The organism is Rhizobium sp. CFBP 13726 (assembly GCF_014841925.1).
GTDB lineage: Bacteria > Pseudomonadota > Alphaproteobacteria > Rhizobiales > Rhizobiaceae > Neorhizobium > Neorhizobium soli.
Genome location: NZ_JACYUU010000001.1, coordinates 584,927 through 600,455, shown reverse-complemented (window position 1 = coordinate 600,455; position 15,529 = coordinate 584,927). Strand labels below are relative to the sequence as shown.

The 15,529-nt window shown below is 59.9% G+C and carries 17 protein-coding genes and 1 tRNA gene; 8 read left to right on the top strand and 10 right to left on the bottom strand.

Going from position 1 to position 15,529, the window contains the following annotated elements; all coding sequences use genetic code 11:
- Positions 1 to 7 precede the first annotated feature (7 nt).
- The 7 genes from IFT66_RS02945 (at position 8) to IFT66_RS02915 (ending at position 5,377) form a co-directional block, all read left to right on the top strand.
- Complete coding sequence (locus IFT66_RS02945) at positions 8 to 1,171, top strand: glycosyltransferase family 4 protein (RefSeq protein ID WP_192076743.1); 1,164 nt, start codon at positions 8 to 10, stop codon at positions 1,169 to 1,171.
- A 78-nt stretch (positions 1,172 to 1,249) separates the two neighbouring features.
- The gene (locus IFT66_RS02940; protein WP_062453263.1) at positions 1,250 to 2,788 is read left to right on the top strand and encodes an undecaprenyl-phosphate glucose phosphotransferase; all 1,539 of its coding nucleotides are present in this window, start codon (positions 1,250 to 1,252) and stop codon (positions 2,786 to 2,788) included.
- On the top strand, positions 2,785 to 4,038 hold the full coding sequence (locus tag IFT66_RS02935; protein WP_249406333.1) for an O-antigen ligase family protein: 1,254 nt from the start codon (positions 2,785 to 2,787) through the stop codon (positions 4,036 to 4,038). The genes IFT66_RS02940 and IFT66_RS02935 overlap by 4 nt, the downstream gene beginning before the upstream one ends.
- Positions 4,039 to 4,095: 57 nt before the next feature.
- Complete coding sequence (locus IFT66_RS02930; protein WP_062579963.1) at positions 4,096 to 4,389, top strand: hypothetical protein; 294 nt, start codon at positions 4,096 to 4,098, stop codon at positions 4,387 to 4,389.
- 76 nt (positions 4,390 to 4,465) lie between these two features.
- Positions 4,466 to 4,615 (top strand): hypothetical protein, encoded by a 150-nt coding sequence (locus IFT66_RS02925; protein WP_092661949.1) that lies wholly within the window; start codon positions 4,466 to 4,468, stop codon positions 4,613 to 4,615.
- Positions 4,616 to 4,717: 102 nt separating this feature from the next.
- A complete protein-coding gene (locus IFT66_RS02920; protein WP_062453266.1) occupies positions 4,718 to 4,903 on the top strand; it encodes a hypothetical protein in 186 nt (61 codons plus the stop codon).
- 138 nt (positions 4,904 to 5,041) lie between these two features.
- The gene (locus IFT66_RS02915; RefSeq protein WP_062579960.1) at positions 5,042 to 5,377 is read left to right on the top strand and encodes a hypothetical protein; all 336 of its coding nucleotides are present in this window, start codon (positions 5,042 to 5,044) and stop codon (positions 5,375 to 5,377) included.
- Between the two features lie 458 nt (positions 5,378 to 5,835).
- Here the strand turns inward: IFT66_RS02915 and IFT66_RS02910 are convergent.
- From IFT66_RS02910 to IFT66_RS02875, 8 genes are all read right to left on the bottom strand, one after another.
- Positions 5,836 to 5,912, bottom strand: a tRNA-Pro gene (locus IFT66_RS02910).
- A gap of 183 nt (positions 5,913 to 6,095) precedes the next feature.
- The gene (locus IFT66_RS02905) at positions 6,096 to 6,560 is read right to left on the bottom strand and encodes a BA14K family protein (RefSeq protein WP_062579958.1); all 465 of its coding nucleotides are present in this window, start codon (positions 6,558 to 6,560) and stop codon (positions 6,096 to 6,098) included.
- A gap of 106 nt (positions 6,561 to 6,666) precedes the next feature.
- Positions 6,667 to 7,200 carry a MerR family transcriptional regulator gene (locus IFT66_RS02900; RefSeq protein WP_192076742.1) on the bottom strand — a complete coding sequence of 178 codons (534 nt, stop codon included), beginning with the start codon at positions 7,198 to 7,200 and terminating at the stop codon, positions 6,667 to 6,669.
- 172 nt (positions 7,201 to 7,372) lie between these two features.
- Positions 7,373 to 7,711, bottom strand: coding sequence for an integration host factor subunit alpha (locus IFT66_RS02895; RefSeq protein WP_192076741.1), 339 nt, complete (start codon positions 7,709 to 7,711; stop codon positions 7,373 to 7,375).
- Positions 7,712 to 7,850: 139 nt separating this feature from the next.
- Entirely contained in the window at positions 7,851 to 8,822 is a 972-nt protein-coding gene (locus IFT66_RS02890) for a beta-ketoacyl-ACP synthase III (RefSeq protein WP_062453271.1), read from the bottom strand.
- A 20-nt stretch (positions 8,823 to 8,842) separates the two neighbouring features.
- Positions 8,843 to 9,889 carry a phosphate acyltransferase PlsX gene (plsX, locus tag IFT66_RS02885; protein ID WP_062453272.1) on the bottom strand — a complete coding sequence of 349 codons (1,047 nt, stop codon included), beginning with the start codon at positions 9,887 to 9,889 and terminating at the stop codon, positions 8,843 to 8,845.
- 148 nt (positions 9,890 to 10,037) lie between these two features.
- Positions 10,038 to 10,616, bottom strand: a complete 579-nt coding sequence (locus IFT66_RS02880) for a YceD family protein (protein WP_192076740.1) — start codon at positions 10,614 to 10,616, stop codon at positions 10,038 to 10,040.
- The gene (locus tag IFT66_RS02875; RefSeq protein ID WP_113111265.1) at positions 10,613 to 11,164 is read right to left on the bottom strand and encodes a ubiquinol-cytochrome C chaperone family protein; all 552 of its coding nucleotides are present in this window, start codon (positions 11,162 to 11,164) and stop codon (positions 10,613 to 10,615) included. The genes IFT66_RS02880 and IFT66_RS02875 overlap by 4 nt, the downstream gene beginning before the upstream one ends.
- 223 nt (positions 11,165 to 11,387) lie before the next feature.
- Here IFT66_RS02875 and IFT66_RS02870 point away from each other — a divergent pair, with 223 nt between their 5' ends.
- On the top strand, positions 11,388 to 11,912 hold the full coding sequence (locus tag IFT66_RS02870) for an outer membrane protein assembly factor BamE (RefSeq protein ID WP_062454732.1): 525 nt from the start codon (positions 11,388 to 11,390) through the stop codon (positions 11,910 to 11,912).
- A gap of 79 nt (positions 11,913 to 11,991) precedes the next feature.
- On the opposite strand, the gene IFT66_RS02865 is transcribed toward IFT66_RS02870, so the two are convergent.
- The gene (locus IFT66_RS02865) at positions 11,992 to 14,133 is read right to left on the bottom strand and encodes a sodium-translocating pyrophosphatase (RefSeq protein WP_062453275.1); all 2,142 of its coding nucleotides are present in this window, start codon (positions 14,131 to 14,133) and stop codon (positions 11,992 to 11,994) included.
- 164 nt (positions 14,134 to 14,297) lie between these two features.
- On the bottom strand, positions 14,298 to 15,527 hold the full coding sequence (locus IFT66_RS02860; RefSeq protein WP_192076739.1) for an MFS transporter: 1,230 nt from the start codon (positions 15,525 to 15,527) through the stop codon (positions 14,298 to 14,300).
- Positions 15,528 to 15,529 lie beyond the last annotated feature (2 nt).

Below are 15,529 nucleotides of genomic sequence, written 5' to 3'. Positions count from 1 at the left end.
CATCATCATGTCGGCTGAGGCCCCTCCCTTGCGCATCCTCCATTGTTTCAGGTCGCCCGTCGGCGGGATCTTCCGCCATGTGCGCGACCTGGTGGAAGAACATCGGGCTGCCGGCCACGAGGTCGGCATCCTCTGCGACAGCTCGACCGGTGGCGAGCACGAGGACAGGTTGTTCGACACGATCCGGCCGCAGCTTTCGCTTGGCCTGACACGAATTCCGATGCGCCGTTCGATCGCTCCTTCCGATCTTGCGGCACTCTACAGAAGCTACAAGCATATCAAGAGCTTGCGGCCGGACATATTGCACGGACACGGCGCCAAGGGCGGCGTTCTGGCGCGATTGATCGGCTCAGCCTTGCGGGTTAACAGGTATTGCGTGGCCCGCCTCTATTCGCCGCACGGCGGCAGTCTGCATTTCGACCGGTCCAGTCTTTCGGGCAAGGTCGTGCTGCAGCTCGAACGGTTCCAGGAACGCTTCGGCGATGCCCTGGTCTTTGTCTGCGATTACGAGCGCCGCACCTACGAGGAAAAGGTCGGAAAACCGCTCAAGACTGCGCGCGTGATCTATAACGGCATTGGCGAGGCCGAGTTCGAGCCGGTCCCGGCGGTCATTTCCGCGGTCGACTTTCTCTATATCGGCATGCTGCGCGACCTGAAGGGGCCGGATGTCTTCATCGACGCCTTTGCCCGAACGGAACGCGCGGTCGGTCGGCCGCTCTCGGCGCTGATGGTCGGCGACGGTCCGGACCGTGAGCGCTATGAAGCCATGATTTCCGAACGTGGCCTTGGCCGCCGGCTGACGATGATGCCGGCCATGCCCGCCCGCAAGGCGTTTGCCCTTACAAATTTCGTCGTCGTTCCGTCGCGGGCGGAAGCGATGCCCTATATCGTGCTGGAAGCGCTCGCCGCCGGGAAGCCTGTCATCGCATCGCGTGTCGGCGGCATTCCCGAAGTGCTGGGTGTGAAAAGTGCGGCCCTTGCCGTCCCCGGCGACGCCACAAGCCTTTCCGACGTGATGACGCAGGCACTGCAGACACCGGAGTGGCATGACCGCGTCATGCCGAAGCCGTCCGATTTCAAGGCGGTGTTTTCCGCCTCCGTTATGGCGGACGACACGCTTCACTTGTACCAAGATCTACTCGGCCAAATCCCGGACCGCAGGTACAGCTAAAGGCTTCTTTAGCTTCTTTTTGCTACTGGACTGAGACTACTTCTGCGCCTTCGCGGCAGCTGAGTCGAGGATCCTGGCATGAGCCCGCTGAACAAGCCCGATGAATTCGACGTCGAAAGCCTTCGCCGCAAGGTCTCCGAGATGCGTGCGAGCGAGGAGAAGGAAGCGGGCGCGGTCCTCAATCCCTTCGCACGCCAGATCGCCCAGCAGTTCCGCGAAACCAGCTATTCGCCATCCCTGCTGGTCGGACTGATCCGGCTTACCGAATTTGCCGCGATCCTGATTGTCGGCCTCATCGTCGACCTGATCTACGGCGCGACCGAGATGTCGCTTTCCCGCCTGGTCATCATCACCTTCGGTTCTGCCATCACGCTTCTGCTTCTGCAGATTGCCGACACCTATCAGATCCCCTCCCTGAGGTCCGCCAACAGGACCTTGAAGCGGGTCCTCATCACATGGGCCTTCGGTTTTGTCCTGACCAATCTCGCGCTCAGCTTTGCCGCGGGCGGTTGGGTGCCCGTGACCGGTCTCATCGTCTGGTTCTCCGTCAGCTGCGTCGTCCTTGCCGCCGAGCGGCAGGCGATCGCGCTTGGCATCCGCCACTGGGCGCGCAACGGCGTGATGGAACGCCGCGCCGTAATTGTCGGCGGCGGCGAACCTGCCAAGCAACTGGTGCGCGCTTTGGAACGCCAGTCGGATAACGACATCCGCATCTGCGGCATCTTCGACGACCGCAACAGCGACCGCTCGCCGACCGTCGTTGCCGGCTACCCGAAGCTCGGTACCTTTGCCGAGCTTGTGGAATTCTCGCGCCTTGCCCGTATCGACATGCTCATCATCGCGCTTCCTGCCAGCGCCGAGCAGCGTATCCTGCAGCTTCTGCGCAAACTCTGGGTTCTGCCGGTCGATATCCGGCTCGCGGCGCATGCGAACCGCCTGCGCTTCCGCCCACGGGCCTATAGTCACGTCGGCACCGTTCCGATGTTCGATATTTTCGACAAGCCGATCCGCGACTGGGATTCGGTCGCAAAGCGCATCTTCGATATCGTCTTTGCCGTGTTCGCGATCGCCTGCCTCTGGCCCGTCATGCTGGCTGCCGGCATTGCCGTGAAGCTCAGCTCGAAAGGGCCGATGCTGTTTCGCCAAAAGCGCCACGGCTTCAACAATGAGATCATCAACGTTCTCAAATTCCGCTCGATGTACACGAGCATGAGCGACCAGACCGCGATCAGGGCCGTGACCAAGGGCGATCCGCGGGTCACGCCCGTCGGCCGGTTTCTGCGCAAGTCCTCGATCGACGAGCTACCGCAGCTGTTCAACGTGCTGAAAGGAGAGCTGTCTCTCGTTGGTCCCCGTCCGCATGCGGTCAGTGCCCAGACTGGCGAACGCAGATATGTGGACGTCGTCGAAGGCTACTTCGCCCGCCACCGCGTGAAACCCGGCGTGACTGGCTGGGCGCAGATCAACGGACTGCGCGGCGAGTTGGACAGCGACGAGAAGATCCGTGCCCGCACCGCCCACGATCTCGACTATATCGAGAACTGGTCGATCCTGTTCGATCTCAAGATCCTGTTCCTGACGCCGATCCGGCTTCTCAACACGGACAATGCATATTGACGACGCTGGGCGCACATGAGACCCGGCCGTTCAACGTCCAGCTGGCCGTGTTCGCTCTCGTGGCAAACGGCATGCTGGCCTTTGGCGTCTTTCTGTCCGGCTTCGTCATGTCGGAGCCTGCCCCTTACGAACTGATGATGGTGGCCCAGATCGGCCTCTGGTTCCTGTTTGGGCTCAGGATCTCCCGGACGGTCGCGATGCTCATGGCGATGCTGCTGATCTTCAACATCAGCGGCTTGTTTTCCATCTTCGTAATGAAGGATTCGTCCGGCGCCGGTATGTATTATGCGGTCTCGATCTTTCTCGCGCTCACCGCCGTGTTCTTTGCAGCGGTCATAGAGAACGACCATCGGCGGCTGAAGATCATCTTTCATGCCTGGGTGGCGGCCGCCATCATCACGGCCACTCTCGGCATCCTCGGCTATTTCGACGCGTTTCCCGGGGCCCATGTCTTTACCCGCTATAACCGCGCCATGGGCGCCTTTCAGGACCCCAACGTGTTCGGCCCCTATCTGGTCGGCCCGCTCCTCTATCTGCTTTACCGCATGCTGACCGGCCCGGTCATCCGTACCCCCCTTCTCATCCTCGGCATGCTGGTGCTGGCGATCGGCATCTTCCTGTCGTTTTCACGCGCGGCCTGGGGCCTCCTGCTGTTCGGTGCCATCGCGCTGATCGTCCTCATGCTCCTCAAGGAGCGCACGACGGCATTCCGCCTGAAGATCCTGGTCATCTCGATTTGTGCCGGCGTGGCTCTCGTGCTCGCCCTTGCGATCGCTTTGCAGATCCCGCAGATCGCCGACCTGTTTTCCAACCGTGCGAAACTGGTGCAGGATTACGACGGCGCGCGGCTTGGTCGCTTCGAGCGGCATAAGATCGGCTTTCTGATGGCAATGGAGCGACCGCTCGGCATGGGACCGATGGCGCTTGGAAAAATCTTCGGCGAAGACGAGCACAATATTTGGCTGAAGACGCTCACGACCTATGGCTGGGTGGGTGCGGTGACGTATCAGATCATGATCTGGTCCAGCCTGTGGATGGGTTTCCGCTATATGCTGCGCGAACGGCCGTGGCAGCCTTTTCTGATGATCGCATGGGTCCTGATCCTGGGACATGCGATGATCGGAAACGTCATCGACACGGACCACTGGCGGCACTTCTATCTCTCGCTCGGCATTCTCTGGGCGTGCGTCGCCCTGGAAAACCGCTATCAGCGAAACACCACTGCCGCGATGCCGCCGTTACAGGCCTGAGTTGTTGCCTCAAGCGCAAGTCCTTGACATTGGGTCCCCTTGCGCCAGATTTCTCGTATGTTGACCTCATCACAAATTCGCGCAGCGCGCGCACTCACCGGCATCTCGAAAGAGGCGCTTTGCGCCGCTTCGGGCCTGTCCGCCGTCGAATTCGACAACGCGGAGGCCCATGACGCCCTGCCCGACCCAACCATCAGTGAGAGACTGAGGGCATTCTTCGAGACAAGGGGCGTTATATTCCTGGCAGCCGGCGACGGCGGATCCGGAATGGGACCGGGTGTGAGACTGAAGCAAGACGGTCAGGAAGAGGGCATGCGCCCCGAAGATCTCAACGCCGCAAACGACGATTGAAAAAAACCTGAAACTCGCTGGAACATATTGAGCTCATAGGCGTTTCCCGGCCAGAATTGCATAGTCGGGGAAATTCATGACGCGTTCCAATAATCTGTACTTCATCATCGGCGCTCTCGTTGTTCTGGTCGTCGGTCTGGGGTTCTATGTCTACCGCGAAGAAACCAAGCCAAAGGGCGTAGAATTCAGCATCGGCCAGGATGGCGTCAAGGTCGAGGAAAAGTAGTTTCTCCGCGCAAACCGAGCTTAAGAAGTTTCTCTATTTAACGTCGTTTTTATGCACTGGATATTGGAGGATACCATCCTCCAATATCTGTGAGGGGGCACAATGTCGCATATTACACCCGTCGATCTTCAGCAGTCCGGAATGAAGAAGGTGTGGAGCGTAACTGACTTTGCGCGCCGTTACCGTCTCGACAAGGACGAGGAAAACCGTCTTCTGCAGCTCCTGGGGTCGTTTGCTTCCGAGCAGGAGCTTCTGATGAATGCGAGCCGGACAGCGCGTTTTCGCTAACGCGAACTACTATCACGTCTGCTACGCCTATACTTGCTGATTGATCGCAGGCGGAACTTTACCACTCACAAATCAGTTACATCCCCGTGAATATCTTGCGCCGCAGGCCCTGCCACGGCTCCATACACGGAGGATACAATGATCAATGTTTTCGCAAAGGCAGGCCTGGCCTTGGCCTTGTCCGTCTGCACCCTTGGTGCGGCCACTGCCCCGGCATCGGCCCAGGACGTACAGCTGCGCATCGGACCTGACGGCGTGCGCCCGGTGATCCGCGACAGGGATCGCGATTACGACAGACGCGATCGCCGCATGGGCTGCAGCCCTGGCGAAGCACGCGCCGCCGCTCGCGACGAAGGCTTCCGTCAGACGGAGATCGTCCGCGCAACTCGCCGCAGCATCACCGTCCAGGGCATGACCCGTCGGGGCCCCGACCGGATCACCTTCGCCAATCGCCCTGGTTGCCCGGAAATCTGAGACTCACCGAAAAGGCCCCGCGAGTGCGGGGCCTTTTTTTGCCTAGAGCTATATCTCGACAACAGCCGCCAAAATGAAAAAGGGTCAGCTCGTGTCTCGGAGCTGACCCTTTTAGATCGAAATGCGCTGGCCGTTACCGCCAGAGATCCAGAACTTTAGAATACGAATGCGTAGAGCAGCACGATTACAAGGATCGGAACGCCCATCGCCCAAAGTACAACACCCTTCAACATCACATTCTCCTTTGTTTTCCTATCTGACAACGCGTCGGGAACACTGACGTTCCAGCCAAATGCAAATTGTAGTCAGATAAGTCGAACGCGGTTCGGGATGATCCATCATTCGTTCACAGGTTCTGGTGAGTGACGTCGCAACAGGTTGGCGTGACGAGAGACGAGTTCGCCCATGGCGAGCTCAGGTCAAAGCGGCTCTGGGGGAGCCTGTCGCCGAAGGAAGAATGGTCGGAATGGCCGGATTCGAACCGACGACCCCTTGACCCCCAGTCAAGTGCGCTACCGGGCTGCGCTACATTCCGCCACATCGCTTCGAGCCGGCGGACCGGCGTCGCGTGAAGCATGCATTCCATACTGACATGATCTTCACCACGCAAGGAAAAAATCGGCTTTCAATGGATCTCGGATCGACGGTCTTGCTTCAACGAGAAAGCCGGCCCCATTGTCTGGAGCCGGCCTATCAGGACGCCTTGGCGACTGCCCTATCAGTAGGGCGAGTAGCACAACTGGCGCGGGCCGTTATAGGGCTGGAACGTATTGTCATAAGCCCTGTAGGACCGGTAGCGGTTGGCGCACCAGTTGACGTGCGCGCTATTGGCGTTCACGTAACGACGTGGCTGCACGTAACGCGGTTCGGCGTAGCGCGGCTGGGATGCAATGGCACCGCCAATCAGAGCGCCGGCAGCAAGACCGCCGATGATCGCACCTGAATTGTGGCCACGGTAGTGGCGACCGCGGTAATAGTCGCCGCGGCGGTAGTCGCGATGGTGACGATAGTAGCGACGACCTTCCCAACGATCACGATGCCGCCACTGAACCTGCTGGACCTGATCAACGCTCTGCGGCGCTTCGATGGTCTTCGGTGCGTTTACGACAGGGAAGGCGTGTGCCGGTACCATGCTCGTCAGTGCCGTCATGGCCGAGACGACAATGATTGCGAGTTTTTTCACGTTTGCATCTCCTCTAGTGTTTCCTCGTAGGTAAATGTTGTACCTTCGCGTTTGAACCAGAGGTGAACGGTAAATTTACAGTGAGTTCATGTAAGCAGGTATCGGATCAACGAACCTGGTCCAGCAGGCGCTTGCATTCCAGAAGGTCAAACAGTGCCTCCTGTAGCAGGGCACGGTCTTCCTTCCCGACACTCGATCTTCCAACCGAGACTTCCAACTGGTCCTCCCCGGCCCCGCCGAAACCGAAGAACCGGCCGCTCGGCTTTACCTTCGGGCGCCCGACGACCTGATCTTCTTCCTGGGTGGAAATCTTCGGCTCGGCATTCTTCTCGCTGTTGGCCGCCATGATGGCTTCCATTGTGGCGATATCACCCGATGCGATTGCTGAGACGAACTTGTTGCCATTCGTCTTCAGGAGCTTCTGAACGCCCTTGATCGTGTATCCGTGGTCGTAGAGAAGGTGACGTATCCCCTTCAACAGATCCACGTCCTCCGGGCGGTAGTAGCGACGGCCGCCTCCCCGCTTCATCGGCTTGATTTGCGGAAACCGCGTTTCCCAGAAGCGCAGCACGTGTTGCGGCAGGTCGAGATCGTCAGCGACTTCGCTGATGGTGCGGAATGCGTCCGGGCTCTTGTCCAAGTGTCAATCTCCAGGGATCGAACGGCCGTGCGGCGCGAAAGGGGTCAGCACGAAAGGCTGGACGAGGATTATGCGTCGAATCGCACATTTCTCAACGGCTTGCACCGAAAGATTCAAGTGTGTTCACAAGATTGGTGTTTTGGCAGGGGTGCCAGCGTGCAAAACGGGCGTGTCAGCTCGCAGGGCTTGCCGGCCTCTGCTTGACCTTGCGCAATGTGTGCGCCTTGAGGATGCGTTGCTTCAAAACATTGGATGCCTTGAAGGTCATCACCCGGCGGGGTGAGATCGGTACTTCCTCGCCTGTCTTCGGATTGCGACCGATGCGCTCGTTCTTGGCGCGCACCTGAAATGTCGCAAACGACGAAAGCTTGACCATTTCGCCGCGAACGATGGCGTTGCAGATTTCGTCGATTACCGTTTCGACGAGTTCCGCCGATTCCGTGCGAGAGAGGCCAACCTTGCGAAAAACCGATTCCGCCAGATCCGCGCGTGTGACTGTCTTGCCGGCCATGGTCCCCCGCCTGATTTAATGTGATATTATCAAAGCCCGCAAACAGTATTTTGGTTGCGCCCCACGGTCAAGCGCCCCCGGGCCAAGCATCTGTTCGGCATTGATTATTTCATAATATGGCTCAGGTTCTCAGCCGGCATCACCAGCGGATCAGGACGGCCCCCCAGGTGAAGCCGCCACCCATGGCTTCCAGCATCACAAGATCGCCCTTCTTGATGCGACCGTCGGCACAGGCAACTGAAAGCGCAAGCGGGATCGATGCCGCAGACGTGTTGCCGTGAATGTCGACGGTGACGACGACTTTCTCGGTGGGAATGTTGAGCTTCTTGGCAGATCCATCAATGATACGACGGTTGGCCTGGTGCGGTACCAGCCAGTCGATATCCTCGGCAGTCGTGCCGGTCGCCTCGAATGCGTCCTCGATCACGTCGGTGATCATAGCCACCGCATGCTTGAAGACCTCACGGCCTTCCATCTTCAGGTGCCCGACCGTGCCGGTCGTCGATGGGCCGCCATCGACGTAGAGCTTGTCCTTGTGGGATCCGTCCGAGCGCAGATGCGCCGTCAGGATACCGCGGTCGGCAATCGTGCCCTCGCCTTCCTGAGCCTCCAGCACAACGGCGCCGGCCCCATCGCCGAACAGCACGCAGGTGGTGCGGTCGTTCCAGTCCAGAATGCGGGAAAAGGTTTCGGCGCCGATCACCAGCGCGCGCTTCGCAAGCCCGCCACGCAGGTGGAGGTCTGCCGTCGTCATCGCGTAAACGAAGCCGCTGCAGACCGCCTGCATGTCGAAAGCGTAGCCATGCTTCATGCCGAGCCGGTTCTGGATCTCGACGGCGGTCGCGGGAAAGGTGTTGTTCGGCGTCGAAGTCGCCAGAAGGACCAGATCGATGTCATCAGGTGTCAGGCCGGCATTATCGAGCGCTGCCCGCGCTGCCTTCTCACCGAGCGATGCCGTCGTTTCGTCGTCGCCGGCGATGTAGCGCTGGGTGATGCCGGTGCGCTGGACGATCCACTCGTCCGACGTGTCGACCATCGTCTCCAGCTCGCGATTGGTGACGACCCGTTTCGGGAGCGCTGCCCCGTAACCGCGAACAACTGATCGAATCATAGTCAAATCACATCCTAACGTCATGCGGCTTCAGGGCCGGCCGGCGGCAGGCGTCTGGCATGATAAATCTTCAAATCCTGCGAAATTTTGGCGTTGAGGTCGTTTCGCGCCATGTCGTAGCCGACTGCGATCGCGGCTGCGATGCCTTCGGCGTTGGCGCTACCGTGGCTCTTGATCACAATACCGTTGAGGCCGAGAAAGACGCCACCATTGACCTTGTTCGGGTCCATCTTCTCGCGCAGTCGATCGAATGCAGGCTTGGCCAGCAGATAGCCGATCCGGGCAAGCAGCGTGCGCGACATGGATTCGCGCAAAAGCGTGGCGATCTGGCGCGCAGTTCCCTCAGCGGTCTTCAGAGCGATATTGCCGGTAAAGCCTTCGGTCACCACAACGTCGACAGTGCCCCTGCCGATGTCGTCGCCCTCGACGAAGCCGTGATAGGAGAGATGCGGCAGGTTGGCTTCGCGGATAAGCCGACCGGCTTCCTTCACCTCTTCCTGCCCCTTGACCTCTTCGACACCCACATTGAGAAGCCCGACGGTGGGGCAATCCACTTCAAACAGGGCCCGCGCCATGGCACCACCCATCAGCGCGAAATCGAGCAGCTGCTGGCTGTCAGCGCCGATCGTCGCGCCGATATCGAGAACGATGCTTTCGCCCTTCAGCGTCGGCCAGATGCCTGCAATTGCGGGGCGTTCGATACTCGCCAACGTGCGAAGACAGAATTTCGACATTGCCATCAGCGCACCGGTATTGCCGGCGGACACAACGACATCAGCTTCGCCAAGCTTCACGGCTTCGATGGAACGCCACATGGTCGACACATAGCGACCACGGCGTAGCGCCGCACTCGGCTTCTCGTCCATGGCAACGGCCAGTTCACACGCATGGAACACGGACCGCTCGCGCAATTTCGGATAGCGCGCAAGCCACGGCTCGCATTCGGCTTTCAGTCCGTAGAGGAGGAAACTGACGTCGGGATGGCGTTCGAGCGCCTTCGCGGCGCCCGCCATGACAACCTCGGGGCCAAAGTCGCCACCCATGGCGTCAATCGAAATTCTGATCACGCGTCCCTGATCCTTGTTTTAACCGGCCGCACGCGCCTGCAACGAATGCCTGCGCCGACTTTTGCTTCTTCAGTGGGCACGCTCATGCGCCGCCCTGCCGGCGAAATCGTGGCCAAAATATAGGTTTTGTTTCTGCTTACAACCGGTCTCAGTCTTTTTTCCAATCCTTGAGCGCTGCAAAAGGATTGGGTTTGGTCGCCGGATCGTTCGGGTCGCTCTCGATATGGTCCTTGAAATCGATGCCCTGCCTGCGCGGATAAGGGTCTATCGCCAGTGCCACGAACTCGGCAACGACCTCGCCCGCATCGATCGTATCGCCGACAAACATTTCCGGCAGGTCCGGACCATCAGGATCGACCACCATCTCGGCGCTTTCGGCAGTGACGACGCGCGCAAGCTTGGATCCCTCAGGCACGAAGACCTGATCGAAATCTTCTGAAATGGTCGACGACACAGGATCAAGCGTCACCACGCAAGCCTGGGTGACAGCGGCCTTGACGTGGCCCTTGAGGCGCACGCCGTCCTTCTTCCAGCGGGCAATGTAGATTTCCGCCTTCAACGAATTGACCGATACGACGTCCCAGAGAACGGCCAAGCCCTTCAGCTCGTTTTGATCGGCTTCAACAGTGACAGTGACGGGATTGGCCGAAATGTTTCCGACCTTCACAGGATAGGAGAACGGAGGCTTGCCGCCTTTGGCCTTGCTGGGTTCTTGATCGCGTTTCATTGTTCCTCGCCTTCCCGGACCGGCTCCGGCACGACCAGCAGCCCACGGGAAATCGTATCTTCCGAGACCGCTGACATAGCGGTTTCGGTGGTTGTCATCCAGTGCGCAAGTGCGCTCATGTCTTGTATATCGGTGGCTTTAGGATGGATATTACGGTGCAGCGCTGCGGCAAGCGCGGTTTCATCGCCGCTGTCGAGAGCTGCGGCATAGGTTTCTAGCCGACCGTAGAACATGCCCGCGAGCTTCTTCATCCGCTTCGGAACCCCCTGGTCGCCGATGCCGAGCTCGCGAATCGAATGGTCGATATCCTGAAAGAAGGCATCGACGATCTCCTGCGCCAGTTCCTGCCCGCTCGGCCCCGACTTCGCGGTCCGGCGAAAAAACAGGATCATCACGATGGACAGCATTTCAAACCGGCCCATCACGGTGTCGGGTACGCCGAAATCCTCGTAGAACACGGGGATGCGCGCTGCCGACGTCAGGGCGTAGTATTGCCGGTTGACGATGGTCTGATTGCTGTTTTTCTTTTTGAACAGGCCGAATATCATCGTGTTTCCTGCATTTGCCTTCATGTTTGCGTCATGGTCGAAGCTGGCGATGTTGCATGCAAACGAAAGCTGGTTTACCGAAGCAGGCACGAATTGCAATGCATTCGCCATCGGCGGGCTTCGGTTCGGCTATCCGGAAGCGGCAGTCAGCTGTCCCCGGAATAGCCACAATGGTATGAGCAGCAGAGTAACCGGCTTCCGCCGGCACATCGACATGTGGGGGATACCGTTGAAGAAGCGGGTTTTCGGATACGAAATGAAAGCGTTGAGCAAAACGGCGGCGGCCCTTGTCGTTGCATCGATTGCAGTTTCCGGCTGCACATCCATGGAAATCGGCGACACGATGTACAACGGCTATGTCGTTGACCAGCAGTCGCTGAACCTGATCCCTGTCGGTTCAAGCCGCGAGCAGGTGATCCTGACCATGGGTACACCGTCGACGACCGCGACCTTCGATACGGAAGTGTTCTATTACATTTCCCAGAAGCGCCACCGTCGGGCAGCCTTCATGAAGCCGCAGATCGTCGAGCAGAGCGTGCTTGCCATCTATTTCGACAAGAACGGCGTGGTCGCACAGCGCGCCAACTACGCACTTCAGGACGGCAAGGTGTTCGACACGATCTCGCGCACGACGCCAACCGGCGGCCGCGACCTTACCTTCCTGCAGCAGCTTCTGTCGGGTGGTTCCGGAGCAGCAAGCGGCGGTGCCGGCCAGATCCGCAACATGCTGCAGAGCATGGGCAACTAACAAGCGCATTTCCGAATATCAAAAAGCCCGCGATACCAATGGTACCGCGGGCTTTCTTTTGTCTGTGTGAGACCTGGTTCTAGTGGGCGAGAACCGCCAGCAGCAGAAGGGCGACGATGTTGGTGATCTTGATCGCCGGATTGACGGCAGGGCCTGCCGTATCCTTGTAGGGATCGCCGACCGTATCGCCTGTCACCGAAGCCTTGTGGGCATCGGATCCCTTCATGTGGCGGGTGCCGTCCTTATCGACGAAACCGTCCTCGAAGCTTTTCTTGGCATTGTCCCAGGCGCCGCCGCCCGAGGTCATCGAGATCGCGACGAACAGGCCGTTGATGATGACGCCGAGAAGCGAGGCACCGAGCGCTGCAAAGGCGGACGCCTTGTCACCGCCGGAGACGAGAAGCACACCGAAATAGACGAAGATCGGTGCCAGCACCGGTAGCAGCGAGGGCACGATCATTTCGCGAATCGCGGCCTTGGTCAGGATATCGACCGCGCGGCCGTAGTCGGGCTTTTCCGTTCCCTGCATGATGCCGGGCTTTTCGCGGAACTGCCGGCGAACTTCCTCGACGATCGAGCTTGCCGCCTTGCCGACCGCCGTCATGGCGATGCCGCCGAACAGATACGGGATGAGACCGCCAAACAGCAGGCCCGCCACCACATACGGATTGGACAGGCTGAACGAGATCTGGCCTACCCCCTGGAAGTACGGATATTTATCGGCGTTTGCCACGAAGTACTGGAGATCGTTGGCATAGGCCGCAAACAGCACCAGTGCGCCGAGACCGGCCGAGCCGATCGCGTAGCCCTTGGTGACGGCCTTGGTCGTATTGCCGACGGCATCCAGAGCATCCGTGGCTTTGCGAACATCCGGCGGCAGATGCGCCATTTCGGCAATGCCGCCGGCATTGTCGGTGACAGGGCCGAAGGCATCGAGTGCCACGATCATTCCGGCAAGGCCGAGCATGGCGGTGACGGCGATGCCTGTGCCGAACAGTCCGGCGAGCTGATAGGTGGAGATGATGCCACCAACGATGACGAGTGCCGGCAGTGCGGTCGATTCCAGCGAGACGGCCAGTCCCTGGATGACGTTGGTGCCGTGGCCCGTGACGGAAGCCTGGGCGATGGAATTGACCGGCCGCTTGTTGGTGCCGGTATAGTATTCGGTGATGACAACGATCAGTGCCGTCACCACGAGCCCGACAAGGCCACAGGCAAACAGTCTGGCGCCGGTGATGTCCATGCCGGCAACCGTGCCGATCGTTCCCCAGCCGATGGTGATCGAGGTCGCGATCGCAAGTCCGACAATGGACAGCAGCCCCGTCACGATCAGGCCCTTGTAGAGGGCGCCCATGATCGAGCCGTTGGTGCCGAGCTTGACGAAGAACGTGCCGACGATCGAGGTGATGATGCAGGTGCCGCAGATCGCCAGCGGATAGAGCATCGCCTGGTCGATGACGGCGCTGCCGGCAAAGAAGATTGCCGCGAGCACCATGGTCGCAACGACCGAGACTGCGTAGGTCTCGAACAGGTCGGCCGCCATGCCGGCGCAGTCACCGACATTGTCGCCCACATTGTCGGCGATCGTTGCCGGGTTGCGTGGATCGTCTTCCGGAATACCGGCTTCCACCTTGCCGACGAGATCGCCGCCGACATCGGCGCCTTTGGTGAAGATGCCGCCGCCGAGGCGCGCGAAGATCGAGATCAGCGAGGCGCCGAAGCCGAGTGCCACAAGGGCATCGATCACTTCGCGTGAACCGACCGCATGGCCAAGCACGGTTGTCAGGATGAAAAAGTAGATGGACACGCCGAGCAGTGCGAGGCCCGCGACCAGCATGCCGGTGATGGCGCCAGACTTGAAGGCAATGTCGAGACCTGCCGCCAGACTATGGGATGCCGCCTGCGCCGTGCGCACATTGGCCCGCACCGATACGTGCATGCCGATGAAGCCGGCAGCGCCCGAGAGAACGGCGCCGATGATGAAGCCGATGGCTGCCGTGCCAGACAGAAGAAACCATGTGAGACCCGCAACCAGCACCCCGACGATGGCAATCGTCATATACTGGCGCGACAGGTACGCCTGTGCGCCTTCCCGGATATAACCGGCGATCTCCTGCATCCGCTGATTGCCTTGATCGGCGGCAAGTACGGAACGCGTGGCCCATGCAGCATAAATGATCGACAGCAGACCGCAGACGATCACACCTAGAATTACAGTCATGCGAATTTTCCTCTCCCTGACCGGCTGCGGCCGATGCCGCCCCGGCATTCTGCACCCTCCAGCAACGGCTTTCCCCTCCCAAGGAACGCAGCTGTTGCCATGCGCGGGTGAGATTGCGGTGAGGAACAACCGCCGTCAAGCGCTACGACGGTAATAGAACCGGGTCAGTTGGCTTTTGCGACGGGCCTGCGCAGCATCAGCGCCAGAATGAGAAGAAGGCAGAAGATCGCGACCGGCCAGATCACCAGGTTGATGAATGACCAGCCCCAGGTGACGAACACCTTGCCCGAGGAGAAGGAGGACAGTGCCACCGTGCCGAAGAGGGCGATGTCGTGAAACCCCTGCACCTTGTCGGCCTCCTGCGGTCGATAGCTGGAGGCGACGATCGTGGTCGAGCCGATGAAACCGAAATTCCAACCTATCCCGAGCAGGACCAGCGCCAGCCAGAAATTCCACAATTCCACGCCCATATGGGCAACGATCGCGCAGCCCATCAGCGTGACGAGGCCGGCGGCGACCACTTTTTCCGCGCCGAAGCGGGTGATCAGCATGCCGGTGAAAAAGCTCGGTCCGAACATGGCGAGCACATGCCACTGGATGCCGAGCGCCGCCAGTTCCGTCGGAAAGCCGCAGCCGATCACCATGGCGAGCGGCGCACCAGTCATCACGAAGGTCATCAGCGCGTAGGTGCAGATACCGCAGACCATGCCGGTCATGAACCGCTGCGTCACGACGATTTCCCGCAGTGACCTTGCGGGCGGCTGCTGGGTTGAGAACGACGCATCCACCTTCGTCGGTAGACGCAGGAAGGTCATGATGCAGATACCTGCAAGACAAAGCGGGATCAGCATCAGGAACGCACCGGCAAAGGTCACCGGCGCCAGCCAATCCTTTGCGGCGATGGAGAGCTGCGGTCCGACGATCGCCGAGACGATACCGGCCCCGAGGATCCAGGAGATGGCTCGCGGCTTATAGGCTTTGGGAGAAATATCGGCAGCGGCGAAGCGGATCTTCTGGGTGAAACCGGCGCAGGACCCGACCAGCAGCAGCGCGAAGGCAAACAGCCAGAAATCACCGCGAAACAGCGCAATTGCCGCAAGCCCGCCGCCGATCGCGCCGAGCATGCCGCCCGACATGAAGGCCGCCTTGCGACCGAGAAATTTTGACGCGATGGCAATCAGCACCGCACCGACGGCCGTGCCGAGGTTGAACGCGGTGATCGGCGCTGTCGCAAGCGACTTGTCGTCGCCAAGAAGCTGATAGCCGGCAAGAGCGCCGATCGACACGGTGAGAGGTGTGGCAGACCCCAGGATGGCCTGGGTGCCTGCGAGCAGAAAGACGCTGCGGCGGGCGGTGCTCAAGTCAATTCTTTGACGCTCGACCGCTTCGTCCATCT

Coding starts and splice junctions, on each gene's coding strand:
- IFT66_RS02945 (WP_192076743.1), top strand. CDS start 8: ATGTCGGCTGAGGCCCCTCCCTTGCGCATCCTCCATTGTTTCAGGTCG.
- IFT66_RS02940 (WP_062453263.1), top strand. CDS start 1,250: ATGAGCCCGCTGAACAAGCCCGATGAATTCGACGTCGAAAGCCTTCGC.
- IFT66_RS02930 (WP_062579963.1), top strand. CDS start 4,096: ATGTTGACCTCATCACAAATTCGCGCAGCGCGCGCACTCACCGGCATC.
- IFT66_RS02925 (WP_092661949.1), top strand. CDS start 4,466: ATGACGCGTTCCAATAATCTGTACTTCATCATCGGCGCTCTCGTTGTT.
- IFT66_RS02920 (WP_062453266.1), top strand. CDS start 4,718: ATGTCGCATATTACACCCGTCGATCTTCAGCAGTCCGGAATGAAGAAG.
- IFT66_RS02915 (WP_062579960.1), top strand. CDS start 5,042: ATGATCAATGTTTTCGCAAAGGCAGGCCTGGCCTTGGCCTTGTCCGTC.
- IFT66_RS02895 (WP_192076741.1), bottom strand. CDS start 7,711: ATGGCCGGCAAGACAGTCACACGCGCGGATCTGGCGGAATCGGTTTTT.
- IFT66_RS02890 (WP_062453271.1), bottom strand. CDS start 8,822: ATGATTCGATCAGTTGTTCGCGGTTACGGGGCAGCGCTCCCGAAACGG.
- IFT66_RS02880 (WP_192076740.1), bottom strand. CDS start 10,616: ATGAAACGCGATCAAGAACCCAGCAAGGCCAAAGGCGGCAAGCCTCCG.
- IFT66_RS02875 (WP_113111265.1), bottom strand. CDS start 11,164: ATGATATTCGGCCTGTTCAAAAAGAAAAACAGCAATCAGACCATCGTC.
- IFT66_RS02865 (WP_062453275.1), bottom strand. CDS start 14,133: ATGACTGTAATTCTAGGTGTGATCGTCTGCGGTCTGCTGTCGATCATT.
- IFT66_RS02860 (WP_192076739.1), bottom strand. CDS start 15,527: ATGGACGAAGCGGTCGAGCGTCAAAGAATTGACTTGAGCACCGCCCGC.